Source organism: Pseudophaeobacter sp. 1A09344, assembly GCF_041008745.1.
GTDB lineage: Bacteria > Pseudomonadota > Alphaproteobacteria > Rhodobacterales > Rhodobacteraceae > Phycobacter > Phycobacter gallaeciensis_A.
The window spans coordinates 18696-38615 of the sequence record NZ_JAXGFS010000011.1 but is presented as its reverse complement, the minus strand read 5'-3'; the positions used below and the strand labels follow the sequence as shown (position 1 = coordinate 38615).

The following is a 19920-nucleotide window of genomic DNA, read 5'->3' as shown; positions in this document are numbered from 1 at the left end:
AGCCGTGGCGATCAATAGGATCGTGGCAGGCCCATGACCTTTTCGCCGATAAAGCTCAGGCACAGTTCGCGGTTCACCGGCGCTGTGCGCAGCAGGCGGACCAGCGGGTACATTTCGTAAAGTCCCGTATCTTCGGTAAAGCCCGATCCACCATGCGCCTGAAGCGCCGCGTCGACCGCTTCGATCCCGGCTTCGGCGGCGGCATATTTCGCCATGTTCGACGACGCACCGGCAGGCAGCTTGTTGTCGAACTCCCATGCCGCGCGCCGGGTCATCAGACTGGCCATCTCGACCGCTGTGTGCGCCTTGGCCATCGGATGCTGCACGCCCTGGTGCGCACCGATGGGTTGGCCGAACACATTGCGCTCGGAGGCATAGGCCACGCCCTTGTTCAGGGCGAACCGGCCGATGCCGCAGCACAAGGCGGCCAGGATGATACGCTCGGGGTTGAGGCTGTCGAACAGGATCGAGAACCCTTCGTCCACCTCGCCGACCACATCCTCGGGGCCGAGATCCACATCGTCGAAGAACAGTGTCCACTGCTCCTCGGGCAGGGGGATCGAGATCTTCACCCGCTGCTTGTCGACGCCTTTTTTCTTCAGATCCACGGCGAACAGGGTAAAGCCGTCGGTCTTGCGGCTGACCTCGGTATGCGGTTTGGTCCGCGCCACCACGAGGCAGTAGTCGGCCACTTCGGCCCCGGTGATGAAGGTCTTTTCGCCCGACAGGCTGAACCGGTTGCCTCGACGCTTGGCCAGCGTAGTGGCCTTCATCGTGTTAGACCCGGCCCCCGGTTCGGTGATCGCGAAACAGAACTGGATATCACCGCGGCAGGCAGCCGGCAGCAGTTCTTTCTTGTGGAACTCGCTCCCGTGGCTGGCGATATGGGCCAGCGACATGGTCGGCCCGACCACCATCATCAAAAGAGGAATGCCGTGATTGGCGGTGCCCTCCATGAACAGGGCCATTTCGGTCATACCAAGGCCCGCGCCGCCATATTCCTCGGGCACCATGATGCCGAGGAAGCCGTCATCGGCGATCTGGCGGAACATTTCGTGCGGAAACTCGTGCTTGCGTGCGTGTCTCAGCCAGTAATCGTTGTCGAACTTCTGCGCCAGCTGGCCGCCATAGTCGTAAATCTGGCGTTGTTCGTCGTTCAAAATGAAATCCATGCTTCGTCCTCAAGCCTTGAATTCGGGGGCGCGCCGGTTCTCGAATGCATCGAGGCCCTCGGCCACGTCATCGCTGGGCAGTGCGCGCACGGCGGCATCGCGCTCAAGCCGCATCTGCTGGTCGATACCAAGGTCCGCGCCTTCGCGCGCCAACCGCTTCATCTCGGCGATGCCGGGACGTGAACGGGTGGCGATTTTCTCGCAGTATTCCAGCGCAGACTTGTGCAGGTCCGCATCCGGCACGATGTAGTTGACCAATCCGGCCTCTTTGGCCTCGTCCGACTTGAGCCAGCGGGCCGAGAACATCAGGTCGAGCGCCCTGCGCTGCCCCATCAACCGTGTCAACCGCTGCGAGCCACCCCAACCGGGAATCAGCCCGAATTGCGCGTGCTGATCGCCAAACTGGGCGCTTTCGGCCGCGAAACACACATCGCATGCCAGCATCAGTTCGATCCCGCCGGCCAGACACAACCCCTGCACTGCCACCACGACAGGGAGGGAGGAGGTTTCGAGCGCACGCAGGTTGTTCATGCCAAAGGCGATGAAATGGTCCAGCGCGGCGGGATCGTTCAATTTACCTTTCACTTCCACCAGATCGGCACCGGTGCAAAAGTGCTTGCCCTGCGCCCGGATGAGGATCGCCCGAATAGCGGGGTTCGCCTCGAATTCCGCACGCGCGACAGAAATACGCTCATGCACCTCAAGTGACAGGCAATTGAATTTCTCGGGGCGGGCCAGTTCGATGATGCCGGTGTTGCCCTCGGAAGTGACGAGGATGGGGTCGCTCATTTCGAGGCTCCCTTCGCCTTCTTGTCATACTGCAGCGCCATGCGACCGACCTTCTCGCGGGCGATCACCAGCTTCTGGATCTGCGCGGTGCCGTCACCGATCTGCAAGCCGAGCACATCGTTGTAGCGCTGGTGGTGGGGCAGGTCGGTGGTGTAGCCGTAATGTCCGTGCAGGATCAGGCACTGGTGCAGGATCTCGCAGGCGGTTTTGGGCAGGTACCATTTGCACATGGCGGCCTGAGAGGTGTGGGGCAGGCCACGGTCGCGCAGGTCCAACGTGTAATAGCAAAGCTGGCGCATCATGGTCAGTTGGGTCTCGGCCTCGGCCAAGGGAAAGCTGACACCCTGATACTGCACGATCGGGGCTCCGAATGCCTCGCGCTCCTGAACGTAGGCCCAGGTTTCATCCACCGACGCTTGCGCGGCCCCCAGGCACTCCAGCCCGATCAGTGCGCGGGAGTAGTCGAAGCCCGCCATGATCGTGCCAAAGGCATGGTCCTGTTCCGCCATCATGTTTTCAGCCGGCACGAAAACATCGTCAAAGAAAACCGAGCCGCGCCCGACAGGCTTGGTGCCGATGTCGTCAAAATGGGTGCGCTTGATGCCTTCCTGGTTCAGATCGACGAAAAAGGCGCTGACCCCGCGTGAGCCGCCATCAGGATCGCCGGTACGGGCAAAGACGACCGCCGCATCCGCCTGACTGGCAAAACTCATGGATGTCTTTTCACCGTTCAGCCGCCAGCCGTTGCCGGATTTCTCGGCCCTCAGAATCAGGTTCGCCGCATCCGAACCGCCGCGCGGCTCTGTCAGGCCCAGGCCAATGACCGCATCACCCGAAACAACCTTGGGCACCCATTCCGACGCGATGTCCTTGGAGGCATGTTTGGCAACCATTCCGCCCATGAGAGAGCCCAGAAGCTGCACGTAACTTGCGTTGAAATCGGCATAGGCGATCTCTTCGACGATCAGCCCTGACGTGACAGAGCTTTCGCCGAGACCCCCGAATTCCTCGGGCAGATCGGCCCCGATCAGCCCCAGTGCGCCCATCTCCTTGATCAGCGCACGGTCGAATGTATGGCCGCTGGCGCGTTCTTGATATGTGGGCGCAAGCCTTTCAGTTGCGAAGCGCTTTGCGGTCTCGCGAAACGCCTTCTGATCGTCTGTAGGCTGGAATTGCATCGGTGCTCCTCCCCATGAGCGAAAATCTTCTTTCCAAAAATCTAACAAATGTTAGAATGTAGATCAAGTGCAGTTTTGAGGAGGAGAACCAAAGTGAAAAATAGACCAGATGGAAGCTTTGAAACCATGCTCTCGCCCATCCGCGCAGGCCAGCATACATTGCGAAATCGTGTCATCATGGGGTCGATGCACACGCGGTTGGAAACCGAGCCTGACGGCATAGCCAAACAGATCGCGTTTTACGCCGAGCGTGCGCGGGGGGAGGCGGCGATTCTGGTCACCGGCGGGTTTTCGCCCAATGCCGAGGGCATATTCGATCCAGAAGGTCCGAGAATCGATGACCCGGAAGAAGCGCTTGACCTGCGCCCGATCTGCGAGGCGGTGCAGGCCGAAGGCAGCCTGGTCTGCGCGCAACTCCTCCACGCCGGGCGCTATGCCAAGATCGAAGGGTGTGTGGCCCCGTCGCCGATCCGCGCCCCGATCAACCGTTTCATCCCGCGTGAAATGACCGAAGCCGACATTCTCCGTACCATCGAGGATTTTGCCGTAGCGGCCGCCAATGCGCTGGCCGCAGGCTTTGATGGCGTCGAGATCATGGGGTCCGAGGGATACCTGATCAACGAATTCACCGTCACCCACACCAACAAGCGCCAAGACGACTGGGGCGGCAGCGCCGCGAACCGCCACCGATTCCCGGTCGAGATCGTGCGCGCGGTGCGCGAACGTTGCGGCCCCGACTTTCTGGTCATCTACCGGATTTCGGCGGCCGATCTGGTCGAGGGCGGCGCGCCCGCCGAAGAAATTGCCGCACTGGCCCGCAAGATCGAGGCTGCGGGTGCGGATATCCTGAACACCGGCATCGGCTGGCATGAGGCCCGCGTGCCGACGATCGCCTACCCGGTGCCGCGCGGTGCCTGGCGCAAGGCGGCAGCCAACGTCAAAGCGGCGGTGTCGATCCCGGTAGTCGCCTCGAACCGGATCAACACACCCCAGCTTGCAGAAGACATACTTGCCTCTGGCGATGCGGACATGATCTCGATGGCGCGCCCGTTTCTGGCCGATCCGCATTTCGTGAAAAAGACGCGCGAGGGCCGCGCAGACGAGATCAACACCTGCATTGCCTGCAACCAGGCCTGCCTGGATTTCATTTTTTCGGACCGGCCGGTCGGATGTCTGGTCAATCCAAGGGCCGGGCGTGAAACGGAATTCCGGGATACGCCAACCGACACGCCAAAGAAAGTGGCCGTCGTTGGCGGTGGTGCCGCGGGCATGGCCACAGCCGCCGAGGCGGCACGGCTGGGCCACGATGTCACCCTGTTCGAAGCGCAGGACAAATTGGGCGGTCAGCTGAATCTGGCCCGCGCCGCACCAGGCAAGGACGAATTCGACGAAACCCTGCGGTATTATGCCGGTCAGATGCAGAAACACGGGGTCACGCAGCGTCTGGGACAGCGGGCAGAGGCGAGCGATCTTGAGGGATTTGACCATGTGGTCATCGCCACCGGGGTCACGCCGCGCATTCCCGACCTGCCGGGTATCGACCATCCCAGCGTCGCGACCTACGCCGAAATTCTGTCCGGTGACCGCGAGGCGGGCGACCGTGTCGTGGTGATGGGGGCGGGGGGCATCGGTCATGATGTGGCCGAGTTCCTAGTGACCAAACCCGCCGAGACCGCGAATTCCGACGTCTTTTGCGAAACCTGGGGAGTGGACCCCGAGTTTGTCTCCTCGGGTGCCCTGGCGGGCGACCCTCTGGCACCGAAGCCGTCGCGCCGCAAGGTCGTCATGCTGCAGCGCAAGACCGCTAAACCGGGCGCGGGGCTTGGTGTTTCGACAGGGTGGATCCTGCGCAACGCGCTGCGCAAACATGGGGTCGAGGCAATGGGCGGGGTGACCTATGAACATATCGACGATGCGGGGCTGCACATCGTCGCGGACGGAAACCCGACGGTCATCGCAGCCGATACAATTGTGCTGTGCACCGGTCAGGAACCGGAACGGGCCCTGGCCAAAGAGGTTGTAGCGCGCGGCGTCCCGGTTACGATGATCGGCGGGGCAAAGGAGGCCGCCGAACTGGATGCGCTGCGCGCCATTGATGAGGGCGTGCGCCTGGCGCAGGATCTCTGAACCGAGGCTCGGGCAAGGGGGAAACTATGCTGACCGACGTCATCCGCGCGGGGCGCGCTGATCTGTATTCGATCTTTCGAACCCGCGCACATGACTGCGCCCGCGCCCTCGCCATCGAGGACGGCAGCAGAAAACTGACCTATGCAGAACTGCTGGAGCGGGTCGATCGTCTGGCGGCTGTATTTCTGGCACGAGGCGTGGCGCCCGGAGACAGGATCGCGATCCTGTCGCATAACCGCTCAGAATACCTGGAGGTCGAACTTGCAGCAGCGGGAATCGGCGCGATCGTCGCCTGTCTGAACTGGCGGCTTGCCCCCGATGAACTGCGGCACTGCATCGATCTGGTCGAGCCGGTTCTCGCGGTTGTCGAACCGGAACTTTCAGAAGCTTACCGCGCCGTCGCGTCGACACCCTGTCTAACCGTCGGGCCAGACCTGGAAACGGCCATTGCCGGGGTCGAGCCGGACCCGCGCACCGGAACCATGGTTGACGACCCCGAGGCCGGTCTGACGATCCTCTATACCTCGGGGACCACGGGCCTGCCCAAGGGGGCGCATATCAGCCACCGCGCGCATATCGCCCGATCCATGGTTTTTGCGGCCCAGCTGGCGCTGGATCCCGGCGACGGGTTCATCGCCTGGGCGCCGATGTTCCACATGGCCTCCACCGATCATGCGCTGGCAACGATCCTGCGGGGCGGGACCGTGGTGATGGTGGACGGGCTGCAGCCCGCCGTCATCAACGAGGCGCTGTCACGCCACAGGATCGGCTGGTTCGTGATGATGCCCGGGGCACTGGAGGCTTTTATTAACGAACGGCACGCCAACCCTTTGCCGCTGAAGGGGATCAAGGTTTGCGGCGCAATGGCTGATCTGGTGCCGCCGCATCAGATCGCGGAACTGACCGGTCTTCTGGACACGCCCTATCTGAATTCCTTCGGGGCGACCGAAACCGGCCTGCCGCCGGGAACCGCCGATCTGATCGCGCCGGGTGTGACCCCGGACCGGCTGTCCAAGCGCATCAGCGCCTTTTGCGAGGTGCGGCTGGTCGATCCCGACGACCGCGAAGTCCCCGATGGAACGCCGGGCGAAATGGCGCTTCGGGGTCCGACGCTGTTTTCCGGGTACTGGAACGCCGACGACACCAATGCCCGTGACTTTCGCAACGGCTTTTTCCACATGGGCGATCTGTTCCGGCGCAATGCGGACGGCACCGTCGACTTTGTGGATCGGGCGAAATACCTGATCAAGACCGGAGGTGAAAACGTCTATCCGGCGGAAATCGAACGTGTGCTTCTTTCTCATCCCGATGTGATCGATGCCGCCGTGGTAAGGGCCTTCGACGCGAAATGGGGGGAAAGCCCGGTGGCCTTTGTCGCCTGTGACGATGACGGGCCGGATGCCGAGGCGCTGCTGAACTTGTGCCGCGAAAGCCTCGCTGGCTATAAGCGACCACGCGAAATTCGCTTCATCGCGTTCGAGGATTTTCCCAGATCGACCAGCGGCAAGATCCAGCGGCATATCCTCGAAGCCCGGCTCGCAGATTAATTTTCGCTCTGACCCGATCGTCAGCCAGCCACGCCAGTTCGCCCCAATAGCGATAAAAGCGTTCTTATCCTCGTTGCCACGAGCTTCTTATCCCCGCCCTTTGGAGTAACCCCCTGAAAGTGATCCACCATCTGGGATAGATTGACCCGCGATTGAAGCGCAGCCCTCTGTCGGACTACACGGCTAGGGTTTTCCGGGTGTTTGAGCTCAGGAGGATTCGTAGATCCCTGAGCCATTCATCAGTGCGATCGGTGGTTTGTTCCCGGTTGCGCTGTGGGGGCAGCAGTAACCCGGCGCATCGCACCGACGGGCATGGACTGCCGGCAATTGCCGGTTGGGGCTGCTGCGGGCCTTCAAGGGAAAGTCGGCGACTATCCGATGTGCGGGACAAAGCGGACATTCGCCAAGCGACCTCAAACGTCCGGTTCTGTACTGCGGCCCGACAAAACGATATCAAGTGATCAGCGGTCAGCCGATCGCACCTGTGTAACTGTCTTCTTCGGCCCTCCTGTCTGCATGATCTGGGACAGGTAAGAATTGCGCCGTCTGATGAAGTCACGCAGAAGGGTCGGGTAATCTTCACTGACGGCATTCTTCACAGAAACCCGACGCTCCAGTTCATGTCGCCAGGCCCTTACACGGGCAAGCCCTGTGAAGACGCCAAACTCTCCGATGGTGTCAAAAACGTCGAAATAGCGGAAGACCGGGCCGAATACGACATCGACGAGGCTGAACCGGTGGCCATCGAACCATGGTCCCTCCCCAAGCTCCGCGTCCAGCCGAAGGAACTTTGCGCGGAGCGCCGCCACTTTTTCTTCCAACGCTTTCTCGTTCGGCGCCGAGTAGAACCCCGCAATGTCGTTCAAGACAGCAGATCCAAATTCAATCCAGGCACGGTGGCGGGCGCGATCGAGAGCGTCGTGCGGATGAAGCGCGTGGGGTTGTGTATCCTCAAGATATTCGAGGATAACCGCAGATTCGAAAATCGGCGTCCCGTCCACAACCAGGACAGGCGTCTTGCCCAGCGGAGATATGGCAAGAAACCAGTCGGGCTTGTTCGAAAGATCGATGTCAGTTCTCTCGAACGTGACACCTTTCTCAGTGAGCGAGATCGCCGCGCGCTGCACATATGGGCAGAGCGCATGGCTAATGAGGTGGAGGCTCATGTTGTCTCTCCCGCCATCTGCACGTTACCGGGCGCGAAGGAAGGGCTGAGGGCGAAACGGCCGTCGCCCAGAAGCCCTTGCACGATGGCAAGCAGCGTCAGATAGGCCGGGTATTCCCACCCGCCGTTCTCGTATCCGAACATCCAGCCGTTTCCGGAGTGAGCCCAGGTCGCACCGGCCAGGATGGGCACGGTCGCCGACGCGACCCACCGAGCCTGTACGCCGAGGACCAAAAGGGCACCGGCAATCGCCTCGACTGCAAAGACCATATAAGCAAACCAGCCGGGCAGCCCGATCGAAATGAAGAACTGCGCCGTTCCGGGAAGTGTGAAAATGAAGAGCTTGAGAAACAGGCTGTGCGCCAGGAACATGATCCCGAGTGCTATACGGAGCAGGAATATCCCAAATTCTGTGAGGTGCGATTGTGACATGATATGATCCCATATGTCGATGCAGTTGCATCTATATATAGCGCGTCACATGCGATGTCAAGGTTGATGCACTTACATGTACATGATAGGTGCTGGATATGAACGAGATTGACCATGCTACTGAGGCCGCCTGGACAGCCCTCATGACTAAAAGCCGCGTTTTGCTTGAGGCTGTCGAAACGTCTCTGAAATCGGCAGGATACCCGCCAATTGCATGGTATGACGCGCTTCTCGAACTCGAGAAGGCTGGCCCGGACGGACTCCGGCCATTCGAACTCAAAGACCGGATTTTGTTACCCCAATACGGTACCTCGCGGCTGCTGAACCGTATGGTGAAAGCAGGGCTGGTGAACCGACAGGACTGCTTGGAAGATGGGCGAGGTCAAAACATTTCTATCTCTGAAAAGGGTAAATCTGTCAGGAGGGCGATGTGGCCGATCTATGAACGGGTTCTGTCGGAAAGGATCGGCGCAAAGCTGAAACCCAAAGACGCCGCTCAATTGGCCTCGCTACTCTCAAAGCTCTGAAGTCTAGGTCGACTGACGCGAAACCTGTCTGTGACTTTCCACGCTAAGTGGCCCTGAATTTTTTTCACGTTAATTGGCCGACAGTTGCCTATGTCGGTGTACGAAGGGTGTTTCGGGCTGTTTCGACGTCCTTTCGCATCCAACAGACCTCTGCGTGATCGTTGATAAATCCCATGGCCTGCATGAATGCATATACGGTGGCCGGCCCCACGAATTTGAAGCCAAGCTTTCGTAGGTCTTTGGACAGGGTCTCGGACGCTGGTGATTTGGACCGCATTTGTGGCAGTGCGTCGTCCTTGGCAGGTTCATATAGCCAGATGAATGCGGCGAAGGAGCCTTCCTCTTGGACGACCTCGAAAGTACGGCGAGCGTTGTTGATCACGGCTTCGATCTTGCCTCGATAGCGAACAATTCCTTCATCGGCAAGTAGGCGCTTAATATCGTTGTCGTCAAAGTTCGCAACTCCCCGAAAGTCGAACCCGGCGAAGGCAGCACGAAAGTTCTCGCGCTTGGCCGGAATGGTGCGCCAGCTCCGCCCTGACTGGAAACTCCGGCGTGACGGCAGCCCATCGGCACCGTGGGCGTCCATCCGTTCCAATTACGGTTGCAGCATCAGGCCGCTGCCGCATAAACTTGAACAGAAACTGAACCAGATCCTCCGTTACGATACAGTCTCAGCTCTCCGAAAAACCCTGACGAGGGACAATCGGCGACCGCACTGCTAAAGGCTAACATTACCGCTTGGCAGGTCTGAACCTGCTGGCGGCGATCTGGATACCGCGCGCGCCTACGGGAAACGGTTGGCCGAGGTCGCGAGCCGCTGGAACAGCTGATCCAGCTGTCTGAATAATCGGCCCGGCCGCCCGGATCGGATGTGCTGCGGCCGGGTTGCGCTCAGTCCGCGACCCCCGCCCGCCCGATCAGCGCCATGAGCGTTCCGGTCATCGTTGCGACGAGCTTTTCATCCTGGCTCTTCACGGCATAGGCACGCGCCTCGCATATGGTCAGCGTCCTGCCTGGTTTCACCACGTCAGCGACGAAGCGAAACCGTTCGCCGTCCGCCGGGTTGAGTAGGTTGATCTTGAATTCGGCCGTCAACACTGCCGCGTCCGCTGGCATCAGCGAAAAGGCCGCGTATCCGCAGGCGCTGTCCAGCGCTGTCGACAGGATTCCGGCATGCAAAAACCCATGCTGCTGGGTCAGTGCAACCTGATGTGCCATTTCCAGAACGATGCGGCCGGGTAACAACTCGGCAATGCTGATCCCCAACGTGTTCATCACCTTCTGGCGATCGAAACTGTTGCGCACGCGTGCGTCATAGTCGGGGTTTTTCGGTTTGAATTGTGTCATGGCGGGTCTTCCTCTTCGATTTCATTCGTCAATGACCAATCTTAGGCGGTCTTTGAGGCGCGTATCTTGTAGCGAAAGGTCAAAACGACGCGGAATAGACAGAGCGCGCAACGCGCCGGGCGGTTTGCCGGCGAAGATCCGGCAAGCGGCGGACAAGTGAGATTGATCGTAGTATCCGGCGTCCAGCGCCAGATCGCTCAGCAGCAGGGTCTTTGACGCAAGCTGCCCGAGAGCCCGGCGAAAGCGTCGCAAGGTCGCAAGCCGCCGCCGCGACACGCCGGTTTCCGCCCGCACCTTTCGACGTTTGGTCCGGTCGCTGTAAGCTCCGGTTGGTGCGGCAAAGCGCAGGTCTCTCGCAAGGCCGTCAAGCACCGCGATGAGCGCAGGCAGGTCATCGTCCCCGTTCTGAACCCGGGCCAGTTCTGAGGCCAGCATGTCCAGCCCTTTGGAGTCGGGAAATCGCTGCGGTCGTGACGACAGTCGCAGCCCGGCCACGACACCCAGGAATGGCCTTGGGCGGGGCGAAAAATAGGGGCGCGGTTCTGCCAGCGATACGCGCCCGCCGCCGCTGTCGTCGCGCGTTACCGAAAGGGTAAAGAGGTCGGTTGCGAACCGCCCGTGTCCACCACCGCTCAGCACACCGGTATCGCGGAACACGAACAAATGGTCGATCTGTTTGGCCGCTTCCTCAGGCGGAGCCAGTTCGAGATAACGCGGCGGCTCCATCAGGTTACTTGACGAAAGCATCCCGGTTCTCGGCGACGAAATCGGCAAATCGGCGCGCCGGGCGTCCCATCACATCACTGACCGTGGTCTCGATGCCGGCAAGGTAGCCCTTGGGCGCGATGGAAGCCAATTCGACCATGGCTCTGGCGACCTCGTCCTGCATTCCGCCAGCCACCATGCCCGCCTTGGCATTTTCGGCCGACAGGGACACGCACGACACTGTTCGTCCCGTCACCCCGGACAGAAGGGCCGCGATGTCATCCCCTGCAAGAGCTTCGGGCCCGGTCAGGCCAAGAGCCTTGCCTTCGTAACCCGGAGCGGTCAGCGCCTCGGCGGCGACATCCGCGATGTCGCGGGCGTCGATCCAGGCCACGGGGCCGCCCAGATCGTCATAGTACACGGCGTCCTTTGCAATGTTGCCGGCCTGCCACAGCAGGTTCTGCATGAAATAGGTCGGCTGGACAAAGGTCCAGTCAAGGCCGCTTTGCTTCAGCAGCTCCTGGGTTTCGGAATGCCACTTTCCAAAGGTCAGCCCCGCCTTGGGCGACGCGCCAAGCCCCGTGGCCACAACGATATGGCGCACGCCCGCGGCCTTGGCCGCCTCGATCACGTTCGCCTTCCACTGGCGCATGTTCAGATGGGCAGGCGTGACCAGGTATATCTTTTCTGCCCCGTCACAGGCCCGCGCCAGCGCGGCAGGGTCCGTGAAATCCGCTGCGACCGCCTCGCATCCTTTGGCCCTTAGCGCATCTAACTTGGAGGGGGCGCTGGTGACAGCGCGCACGGACGCGCCTTTTGCCAGAAGCGTATCGACGAGGGGCGCGCCAGTCGTGCCCGTGGCTCCGAAAACAGTGATCATGACTTTTCCTTTTGCAGGTCTGCGATGGGCTGAATGGTTTCCGGGTTGCTGATCGACGACAGATCGCCCGGATCTTCACCGAGAAAGGCGGCACGCACGACACGGCGCATGGTTTTCATGCTGCGGGTCTTGGGCAGCGCTTCGACAAAGTGGATCTCGCGCGGGCGGAAGGGCTTCGAGACGATCTCTCCGACACGATCCTTGAGCCGGTTCACGAGCTCCGCGTCCGGCGACACATTTGGGGCCGCCACGCAGACGCAGACGACGGCCACGCCCTTGATGTCATCAGGTGCCGCGATGGCAGCGGCGTCCACCACCTCTCCGGTTTCGGTCAGGGCCGCCTCGATCTCGGGCGGGCCGATGCGTTTGCCGGCGATGTTCAGCGTGTCGTCCGACCGGCCCAGGATATACCATGTCCCGTCCGGATCGCAGCGCACCCAGTCGCCGTGCCGCCAGAGGCCGGGGAAGGTGGACCAGTAGGTTTCAAGGTAGCGATCGCGGTCCCCCCAGATGGCCGGGGTCAGACCCAGAGGCGGCTGGGTCACGACCAGTTCGCCGACCTCGCCCGGTGCGGCTTCGCTGCCGTCCTGGCGCAGAACCTTGGCCCCGACACCCAGGGCCTGGGCCGAAAATCCGCCGGGCTTGAGCTCGTGCAGCACGGTCGAGGTCAGGATCGCGCCAAAAAGCTCGGTCCCGCCCGAGATGTTCAGCGGCACGGCGCGGCGGCGACAGATATGATCGAGCTGCCAGAGCCAGGCATCCTCGGTCCAGGGCTCGCCGGTCGAGGCGACGATGCGCAGGGACGACAAGTCGTAGCCCGACAAAGATTCAGTATCCTGCGTCATGAACTGCCGTACCAGGGTCGGGGCCACGCCGAGATGCGTGACCTCCATCTCGGACGCAAGACGCAACAGCCTGAAGGGATCGCCGGGCATTGATGGTGCGCCCTCGGCCAGCACCAGAGTCGAACCGGACAAGAGCACCGACAAAAGGGTAAGCGGTCCCATGACCCACCCCATGTCGGTCATCCAGAGGTGCCGGTCATCCCGTTTCATGTCGAGGCAAAGCAGGAAATCGGCCGTGGCCTTGGCCTGCACGCCCAGATGGGTATGCACGACGCCCTTGGGCCGTCCGGTGGTGCCTGACGTATAGGCGATCAGAAAGGTGGCTTCGGCCTTGACCGGAACGGCGGCAAGCTCCGGACTGGCGCGGCCCACGGTTTCGCTCCAGTCCAGATCGCGGGCGGGATCGGCTACCGCACCGCCGAACCGTCGCAGGCTGATCACGGTATGAACCGATGGCACGTCGGTCAAAGCCTGGGCGAGGCTCGCCTCCATCCAGACCGGCTTGCCTCGCCGGGGTGTGGCATCCGCTGTCAGCACCGCCACGGCATCCGCGTCGTTCAGGCGCGATACGATGGCATGAGGCGCAAAACCGGAAAACAGCGGCACCGCAACCGCGCCCAGCCGGGCAATCCCCAGAAGCGCGGCCTCGATTTCGGGGATCATCGGCATATAGATGCCCACCGCCTGACCGGGCCTTACACCGCGCGTGGCAAGGGCCGAGGCAACGCGGGAGGCTTCGGCGGTAAGGTCGGAATAGGTCCAGCGGCGGCGGCTTCCGTCTTCGCCGACCCAGTCGATTGCGACCTTGTCGCCCAAGCCATCGACAATTCGGGCGTCAAGACAGGTTTCCGTCAGATTCAAAGTACTCCCGACGGCCCACCGGATCGATTCGGGCCCTTCGGAGATATCTCGCAACCGGCTGTAGGGCCGCGCGAACCGTATCCCGGCATGGTCAATGATCCGGCCCCAGAACCAGTCTGGGTCTTCATTCGAACGGCGGACGAGTTCCTCGTAACTGTCAATGCCGCAGCCCGTCAGAAATGCGGTCAGAGTGCTTGTCCGCTGGATGTCAGAGCCTGGCTGAAACATTCGCAACCTTTCTAGAATGAAAAAGGGCCGCACAAAAGGCGCGGCCAGTCGGGGAGGTAACTCTTTTGGCACGGTTTGGCAGCAACGCCTGGTGTCCGGCGCTGCTGTCATGGCTTCAACCGTGCATGGACAAGCCGCCCGAAACCGAAATCACCTGGCCGGTAATGAACCCTGCGTCGTCCGACGACAGGAAGCAGATGATGCCAGGGTAATCCGTCGGCTGCGCCAGGCGCTTCATCGGAATCGCCCGCTTGAGACCTTCGGCGATCTTTTGACCTGCCTCGCCCTCGGCAAATTGAGCGAACAGAGGTGTGTCGGTCGGTCCCGGGGCGACCGCATTCAATTGTATACCTTTGCGCGCCAGCTCGCGCGCCACGGTCTTCGTGAACGAAATGATGCCGCCCTTGCAGGCTGAATAAACCGCCTCGCCGGATGACCCGACACGACCAGCGTCAGAGGCGATGTTAACCACGCGACCGCCGCCGCTCTTGACCATGCCCGGAAGCACCGCGTGATGCATGTTGAGCGGGCCGTAAAGATTGATGTCGATAACCTTTTTCCAAAGATCGGCATCGGTGTCGAGAAACATTCTGCTGACGTCCCAGCCGGCGTTGTTCACCAGCACATCAATCGGGCCGCCGGATTCGAACTCGGCCACCGCCGTGTCGACTTGACTACGGTCGGTGATATCTACCTTGAAGGCCTGCGCCTTCCCGCCAGCCTCGGTGATCAGTCGGACAGTTTCCTCCGCCCCATCCTTGTTCAGATCGAAAACGGCAACTTCGGCGCCCTCTTCGCCGAACCGTTCGCAAACTGCGCGGCCAATGCCGCTTCCACCGCCGGTCACAATGACCCGTTTTCCACTCAACCCTCGCATGGAGGTCCTCCTCTTCCGATAAACCTTTGTCAAGAACTTGATTCGGAACGTTCCTTGGATTATTCTAACATTTGTTAGATTTAATGCAATGGACAGTCTCGTGTCCCGCAAGTATCGAAATGAAATGGTACACAAGACTGACCCCCCCAGGACACTGAGCGAAGACTTGAGCAAGTCTGAGAGGACACGTGAGGGTATCCTTTCGGCGGCTGCGCGACTTTTTCGGTATGAAGGCTATCACGCAACGACTATGCGCGACATCGCGCAGGAAGCTGGCATTGAGGCCGGCAGCATTTATTATCATTTTCAATCCAAGGACCAGATTCTGAGCGAAGTTCTCGATCTTGGCGTCCGTCAACTATATCAGGCGGTCAGTGAAATCGTTCGGTCGGCACCGACAAGTTCGGAGGATTTTCGCAAGACTTTCGGACTGCTGATTGAAACACACCTTGCCTACCTATTGACCGACAGCGACTTTACGTCAGCCAATATTCGGAACTATCCGATGTTGTCGGACGAAACACGCGCCCCGCATCGCGAATTGCGTGCATCATATGCGGGTGCCTGGGGCAAATTCCTGAATGACGCCAAACGCGCCGGCCACCTTCGAAGCGACATATCCACTGCTGTGATCCGCCAGTTCATCCTAAGTGCCATGAACTGGACCGTAGAATGGTACGATGTCGACAAGTATCCGGTGCGCATCCTCGCGGAACGAATGTGTAAGCTGATACTTGACGGAATGTGTCCACATCGCAAGGCGGGTACCGAAGGCTTGAAGCTGTGCCCCGCCACTCCCGCCAAAACCCCGGATCCCGACGGCAAGGCGGCTAAGACCCGTGCAGAAATTCTAAAGGCCGCAGCGCGCGTTCTGAGGGACAATGGCTACAAGGCGACCACGCTGAGAAAGATCGCGGAAGAAGCGGACATGAAAGCGGGAAGCGTCTATTACCATTTCAACTCCAAAGAAGCGATCGTTGACGAAGTTCTAAACGCCGGACTGAGAGACTTGCTATCAGGTGTCGAAGCCGCCGTTCGGAAATTCGATGCCCCGTACGATCATCACGCCAGGATAGCGACTGCAATCTGGGCGCACCTGGATTTCCTCTTCAAGGCAAGCGAATTCACCTCGGCGAATATCAGAAGCTATGGAATGCTCCCCAATCATTTCAGGGAGAGGCACAGGGGTATTCGCCATGAATATGGAAAACTCTGGGATCGGATACTCCGTGAAGCTCAGGACGACGGTGCCATACGGTCGGATATCAAGATCGTCCCCTTGCGCCAGGTGATGTTGGGCGCTTTGAACTGGACGGTGGAATGGTTCGACCCGAACAAGGCAGGAGTGGAAGGATATCTATCACTGCCTGAATTCTCCAGCATGCTCATCAATCTGTTACTGGAAGGAATTTGTAACCGGGAAGCGGCCCCGTCCACAGGACAAGGTAGCCCAGAAAGCGGTTGCCCCGGTCAGACCAGAAGGAAGTGATACAGCCCTTCGGCAACCGCCTTTTCCCGATCCGTCTGCCAGCTGAGCACGCTGACGCTTGCCATCCGCTTGCCCTTGCGCGTGACGTTTGCGCGCGCAAAAAGCGGTCCCTTCACACCGGGTCTGAGGTAATCGACGGTCAGGTTGATCGGCTTGGCCGGAACGTCGGCGAAATCGGGCTGTACCGCGACGGCGGCAGTGGCCTCCATAAAACTCGCGATTATGCCGCCATGGTAGTACTCCATGATCGGGTTCCCGATATGGCGGTCATCAAAGGTCATTTCCGCTTCGGCATGGAGGCTATCCAAGCTTTGGACCTCAAAGTTGAGAAATCGGAAAAACGGCACCCGGGATACGTGGGCATTGACAGTTTGCAAATCCATCACGAGGCTTTTCCTTTGGTCATCGCTTCAAACAGGCTGGTTTCCCCACGCGTCAATGCAAACGAGGCGGTTCCACGGGCGATTTCAGCATTATCATGGCCCTCGAACCAGACGCTGCCGGAATTGAAGGCGATGTGGCGGGTCTGGCGAAAACAATGCGCTTGAACGATGACATCCGCGCGCGAACGAGCAGGGCGCAGGTAATCAACTCTCAGATCAAGAGTGGCCATGGTACTGACGCCTTCGATGGCGACAAAGTTAGCCAATCCAAAGACACTGTCCAGAAGCGCCGTCAGGATACCACCATGGAGCAGCGTTTGTTCCGCATCGGCGCAAAAGTCCGGATTGAACGGCATCCGAACGCGAACGCCTTCGGTCGAGACCTCTTCGATCTCAAGCGCCATATGCGTAATCAGACCCTTGCCGCGCGCATTCCACATCTGCGCGATTTGCTCCATTTTCTTTTTGGAGATATCAGACATGCAATTCTTCCATTAGCGCCCTGTGAAGTTGGGTTTTCGTTTCTCGATGAACGCAGCAACCGCCTCGTGATGGTCTTCGGTCTGATGCATGAGCGCCTGATAGGCCGCCGCAGAATTCAGGAAATCCGGTAGATCCATCCGTTCGGCATTGCGCATCAGACGCTTGGCGACGCGCACCGCACGCGGTGGTTTCGCTGCGATGACGGCGGCCCGTTCACGGGCCCGTGCCATCAATTTTTCATGAGGCACCAGCTCAAGCACCATGCCAAGCTCCAGCGCTTCCTTGGCCTCGACCATGCGCCCTGAGAAGGTCAGATCGGCGGCCTTCTGGTGGCCCAGACGACGCAACAGGAACCAGCTGCCCGCATCGCCCGGAATGATTCCGAGATTCAGAAACACCTCGCCGAACCTTGCTTTTTCGGACGCGATGCGCATGTCGCACATCATGGTCAGGTCGCACCCCGCGCCCACCGCCGGGCCGTTGACTGCGGCGATGGTCGGAATATCCATGTTGTAGAGCGCAAGCGGCAGCCGCTGCACCCCATCAACATAGCTCTGCGCCGCCGCCAGCGGCTCCTTGCGGAACACGCTGTCGGAATCGTTCATTTCCTTGATGTCGCCGCCGGCACAAAAGGCCGGGTCGGCGCCGGTCAGGATCATGACGCTGACCTGCGGGTCTGCCTGCACCTTGGCGAAGGTCTCCAGAAGAGCAGCGATCATGTCGTTTCCGGTGACCGGGTTGCGCCGCTCGGGATCGTTCAGCGTAACCGTGGCGATCCTGTCGGACATCTCCAGAAGGACTGGGTGTTTACTCATTCTTGCCATCTCCCCGTTCGCGTTTCTCGAACATCGCGGGGTTGATCATGTCCCGCGCGTCATGACCCATATGCAAGGTCTCACCGCCGTCTACATAAATGTCTTCTCCGGTGATGAAACCGCCAAGTTTCGAGGCCAGGAAAATGATCGTGCCTGAGATGTCCTCGGCCGCCCCCATCCGGTTTAGCACCGAGCGGTTCAGCTTTTTCCACTGTTCCGGCGGAATCGGATAGCGGCCAAGCGCATCGGTCTTGATCGTGCCCGGCGCGACACAGTTCAGCCGGATGCCGTATTCGCCCCATTCGGCGGCCAGCGTTTTCATCATGCCCGTCACACCGGCGCGGGCGGCGACGGTGTGTGTAAAGCCGGTAAGCGCGGTGCGCGCCGAGATGGCGGTGACAAACACAACCGATCCACCATTGTCGTACATGAAGTGATCCGCCGCTGCCCGGGTCATCTGCCAAGACCCGATCAGGTTGTTGCGGATCACGGCTTCGAAGCCCTTGTTGGTGATATCGCGGGCGGCCGCGATATACTGGCCGCCGGCATTGTTCACCAAAACATCCAACTGCCCATAGTGCTCCTTGATCCGCCCCATCGCAGCTTCGATACTGTCTTCGTCGCGGGTGTCTCCGGGCACGACAAAGGCCTCGCCCCCCGCCGCCCGGATCATTTCGGCGGTCTCTTCCAGCGGTTCTTCGCGGCGCGCGAACAGCGCAAGCCTGGCCCCGCAAGCGGCCATTTCGATCGCCGTCGCCCGGCCCATTCCAGATCCGGACCCCGTGACCAGGGCAACCTGGCCCGCCATGAGATCCGACGCGTAACGCCTTGATTTCGCTTCGTTCATGTTCCGCCCCTAGTTCTTCAGCAATTCGCCAGAGATGATGAGTTTGCGAACCTCCTGGGTGCCTGCGCCGACCTCAAGCACGCGACCGGTCCGGTACAGCCGGTTCACTTCTGTATCACGCATGTAACCCGAGCCGCCGTGAATCTGGACAGCTTTGTCCAGCACGAAGGATGTCGCCTCAGCGGCCTTGTAGATCGCCGCAGCGGTGAGCTTGTGGATTTCGCCGCGCCCGCCTTCGCCCTCTTCGAGGCCTTCACACATGGCAGCGGTGCGCAAGGACAGGCTGCGCGCGGCCTCGATCTGCGTATACATGTCGGCCAGCATCGCCTGAACCATCTGAAAACTGGCGATCGGTTTGCCGAATTGCTGGCGTGTCTTGGCGTAATCGATGGAAATATCCAGCGCCCGCTGCGCAATGCCCAGAGCGTTGAAACAGACGATGGCACGTTCCAGATCAAGTCCGGACATGGTAACGGCAACCCCGCCATCCAGCTTGCCGACCATGTTTCTGGCCGGAACACGGCAATCTTCGAATACCAGTTCGCCCGTCGGCGAGCCCCGGAATCCCATCTTGTTCAGCTTCTGCGCCACCTTGAAACCGGGCGTGTCGGTTTCCACGATAAAGGCGGAAATGCCCTTGGCCCCTTTTTCGGGCGATGTCTTGGCATAGACCAGCACCAGATCGGCAATCGGCCCATTGGTGATGTAGATCTTGGCGCCGTTCAGGATGTAGTCGTCGCCATCCTTTTTGGCCGTGGTCCGCATCGAGCCAAGCGCATCAGACCCCGCGCCGGGTTCGGTCAGACCCAGGGCACCCACCAGCGTGCCGTCGCACAGACCTGGCAGGTATTTTCGGCGCAACTCGTCATTGGCGTTGCGATAGATATTATTGACGCAGAGGTTGTCGTGCGCCACATGGGTCAGTCCGATGGCCGCCGAGGCGCGCGACATTTCCTCGGTGATGATACAGGCCGAGGTAAAATCGAGCCCGGCACCGCCGAATTCCGTCGGCACGTTCAGTCCCAGGTAGCCCATTTCGCCCAGCTTGGGGAAAACCGAAGACGGCAGGTCATCAGTATCGTCCATTTCCGCATTCAGATGGTGGAATTCGGACATGAAGAACTTGCCGGCCTGATCGGCCAGGGCCTGCTGTTCGTCCGTCATGAAATGTGTTGGCAGAGCGGTGTCGTTGCGCAGTTGCTTGTTCATTGTCTCGTCCC

20 protein-coding genes are annotated in these 19920 nt (G+C 60.3%); 4 read left to right on the top strand and 16 right to left on the bottom strand.

Annotation, left to right across the window (positions count from 1 at the left end):
• Positions 1 to 11: 11 nt before the first annotated feature.
• The 3 genes from SM765_RS17700 to SM765_RS17690 are packed head-to-tail and all read right to left on the bottom strand — an operon-like array spanning position 12 to position 3139.
• A complete protein-coding gene (locus tag SM765_RS17700; RefSeq protein ID WP_027264402.1) occupies positions 12 to 1172 on the bottom strand; it encodes an acyl-CoA dehydrogenase family protein in 1161 nt (386 codons plus the stop codon).
• Between the two features lie 9 nt (positions 1173 to 1181).
• The gene (locus tag SM765_RS17695; RefSeq protein WP_027264403.1) at positions 1182 to 1961 is read right to left on the bottom strand and encodes an enoyl-CoA hydratase/isomerase family protein; all 780 of its coding nucleotides are present in this window, start codon (positions 1959 to 1961) and stop codon (positions 1182 to 1184) included.
• Entirely contained in the window at positions 1958 to 3139 is a 1182-nt protein-coding gene (locus tag SM765_RS17690; protein ID WP_043753664.1) for an acyl-CoA dehydrogenase family protein, read from the bottom strand. The genes SM765_RS17695 and SM765_RS17690 overlap by 4 nt, the downstream gene beginning before the upstream one ends.
• 126 nt (positions 3140 to 3265) lie before the next feature.
• Between SM765_RS17690 and SM765_RS17685 the strand changes: the two genes are divergently transcribed.
• A complete protein-coding gene (locus SM765_RS17685; protein ID WP_152467196.1) occupies positions 3266 to 5266 on the top strand; it encodes an NADPH-dependent 2,4-dienoyl-CoA reductase in 2001 nt (666 codons plus the stop codon).
• Positions 5267 to 5292: 26 nt separating this feature from the next.
• Positions 5293 to 6813, top strand: a complete 1521-nt coding sequence (locus tag SM765_RS17680; RefSeq protein WP_152467131.1) for a class I adenylate-forming enzyme family protein — start codon at positions 5293 to 5295, stop codon at positions 6811 to 6813.
• Positions 6814 to 7274: 461 nt separating this feature from the next.
• On the opposite strand, the gene SM765_RS17675 is transcribed toward SM765_RS17680, so the two are convergent.
• Both SM765_RS17675 and SM765_RS17670 read right to left on the bottom strand, forming a co-directional pair.
• A complete protein-coding gene (locus SM765_RS17675; RefSeq protein ID WP_043753650.1) occupies positions 7275 to 7979 on the bottom strand; it encodes a glutathione S-transferase family protein in 705 nt (234 codons plus the stop codon).
• A complete protein-coding gene (locus SM765_RS17670) occupies positions 7976 to 8410 on the bottom strand; it encodes a DoxX family protein (RefSeq protein WP_036051600.1) in 435 nt (144 codons plus the stop codon). The genes SM765_RS17675 and SM765_RS17670 overlap by 4 nt, the downstream gene beginning before the upstream one ends.
• Positions 8411 to 8508: 98 nt before the next feature.
• Between SM765_RS17670 and SM765_RS17665 the strand changes: the two genes are divergently transcribed.
• Positions 8509 to 8937 carry a MarR family winged helix-turn-helix transcriptional regulator gene (locus SM765_RS17665; protein WP_232237122.1) on the top strand — a complete coding sequence of 143 codons (429 nt, stop codon included), beginning with the start codon at positions 8509 to 8511 and terminating at the stop codon, positions 8935 to 8937.
• Between the two features lie 88 nt (positions 8938 to 9025).
• On the opposite strand, the gene SM765_RS17660 is transcribed toward SM765_RS17665, so the two are convergent.
• The 6 genes from SM765_RS17660 to SM765_RS17635 all read right to left on the bottom strand — a co-directional run bounded on the left by SM765_RS17660 (position 9026) and on the right by SM765_RS17635 (position 14683).
• On the bottom strand, positions 9026 to 9526 hold the full coding sequence (locus SM765_RS17660) for a DNA-3-methyladenine glycosylase I (protein WP_136340201.1): 501 nt from the start codon (positions 9524 to 9526) through the stop codon (positions 9026 to 9028).
• 305 nt (positions 9527 to 9831) lie between these two features.
• The gene (locus tag SM765_RS17655; RefSeq protein ID WP_152467132.1) at positions 9832 to 10287 is read right to left on the bottom strand and encodes a PaaI family thioesterase; all 456 of its coding nucleotides are present in this window, start codon (positions 10285 to 10287) and stop codon (positions 9832 to 9834) included.
• Between the two features lie 21 nt (positions 10288 to 10308).
• The gene (locus SM765_RS17650) at positions 10309 to 11034 is read right to left on the bottom strand and encodes a helix-turn-helix domain-containing protein (protein ID WP_152467133.1); all 726 of its coding nucleotides are present in this window, start codon (positions 11032 to 11034) and stop codon (positions 10309 to 10311) included.
• Positions 11018 to 11872: an SDR family oxidoreductase gene (locus SM765_RS17645; protein ID WP_152467134.1), complete on the bottom strand. Its 855-nt coding sequence runs from the start codon at positions 11870 to 11872 to the stop codon at positions 11018 to 11020. Before SM765_RS17645 ends, SM765_RS17650 begins: the two co-directional genes overlap by 17 nt.
• A complete protein-coding gene (locus SM765_RS17640; protein ID WP_197918524.1) occupies positions 11869 to 13806 on the bottom strand; it encodes an AMP-binding protein in 1938 nt (645 codons plus the stop codon). Before SM765_RS17640 ends, SM765_RS17645 begins: the two co-directional genes overlap by 4 nt.
• 115 nt (positions 13807 to 13921) lie before the next feature.
• Positions 13922 to 14683, bottom strand: coding sequence for a glucose 1-dehydrogenase (locus SM765_RS17635; RefSeq protein WP_152467136.1), 762 nt, complete (start codon positions 14681 to 14683; stop codon positions 13922 to 13924).
• 88 nt (positions 14684 to 14771) lie between these two features.
• On the opposite strand from SM765_RS17635, the gene SM765_RS17630 reads away from it, so the two are divergent.
• Complete coding sequence (locus SM765_RS17630) at positions 14772 to 16172, top strand: TetR/AcrR family transcriptional regulator (RefSeq protein WP_368981645.1); 1401 nt, start codon at positions 14772 to 14774, stop codon at positions 16170 to 16172.
• Here the strand turns inward: SM765_RS17630 and SM765_RS17625 are convergent.
• The 5 genes from SM765_RS17625 to SM765_RS17605 are packed head-to-tail and all read right to left on the bottom strand — an operon-like array spanning position 16154 to position 19909.
• A complete protein-coding gene (locus SM765_RS17625) occupies positions 16154 to 16555 on the bottom strand; it encodes a PaaI family thioesterase (RefSeq protein ID WP_050685913.1) in 402 nt (133 codons plus the stop codon). The genes SM765_RS17630 and SM765_RS17625 overlap by 19 nt on opposite strands.
• A complete protein-coding gene (locus SM765_RS17620) occupies positions 16555 to 17037 on the bottom strand; it encodes a PaaI family thioesterase (RefSeq protein ID WP_050685915.1) in 483 nt (160 codons plus the stop codon). Before SM765_RS17620 ends, SM765_RS17625 begins: the two co-directional genes overlap by 1 nt.
• 12 nt (positions 17038 to 17049) lie before the next feature.
• Positions 17050 to 17853, bottom strand: a complete 804-nt coding sequence (locus tag SM765_RS17615) for an enoyl-CoA hydratase-related protein (RefSeq protein WP_050685917.1) — start codon at positions 17851 to 17853, stop codon at positions 17050 to 17052.
• Positions 17846 to 18700: an SDR family NAD(P)-dependent oxidoreductase gene (locus SM765_RS17610; protein WP_050685919.1), complete on the bottom strand. Its 855-nt coding sequence runs from the start codon at positions 18698 to 18700 to the stop codon at positions 17846 to 17848. The genes SM765_RS17615 and SM765_RS17610 overlap by 8 nt, the downstream gene beginning before the upstream one ends.
• A 9-nt stretch (positions 18701 to 18709) precedes the next feature.
• Positions 18710 to 19909 (bottom strand): acyl-CoA dehydrogenase family protein, encoded by a 1200-nt coding sequence (locus SM765_RS17605; protein ID WP_152467138.1) that lies wholly within the window; start codon positions 19907 to 19909, stop codon positions 18710 to 18712.
• Positions 19910 to 19920: the final 11 nt, after the last annotated feature.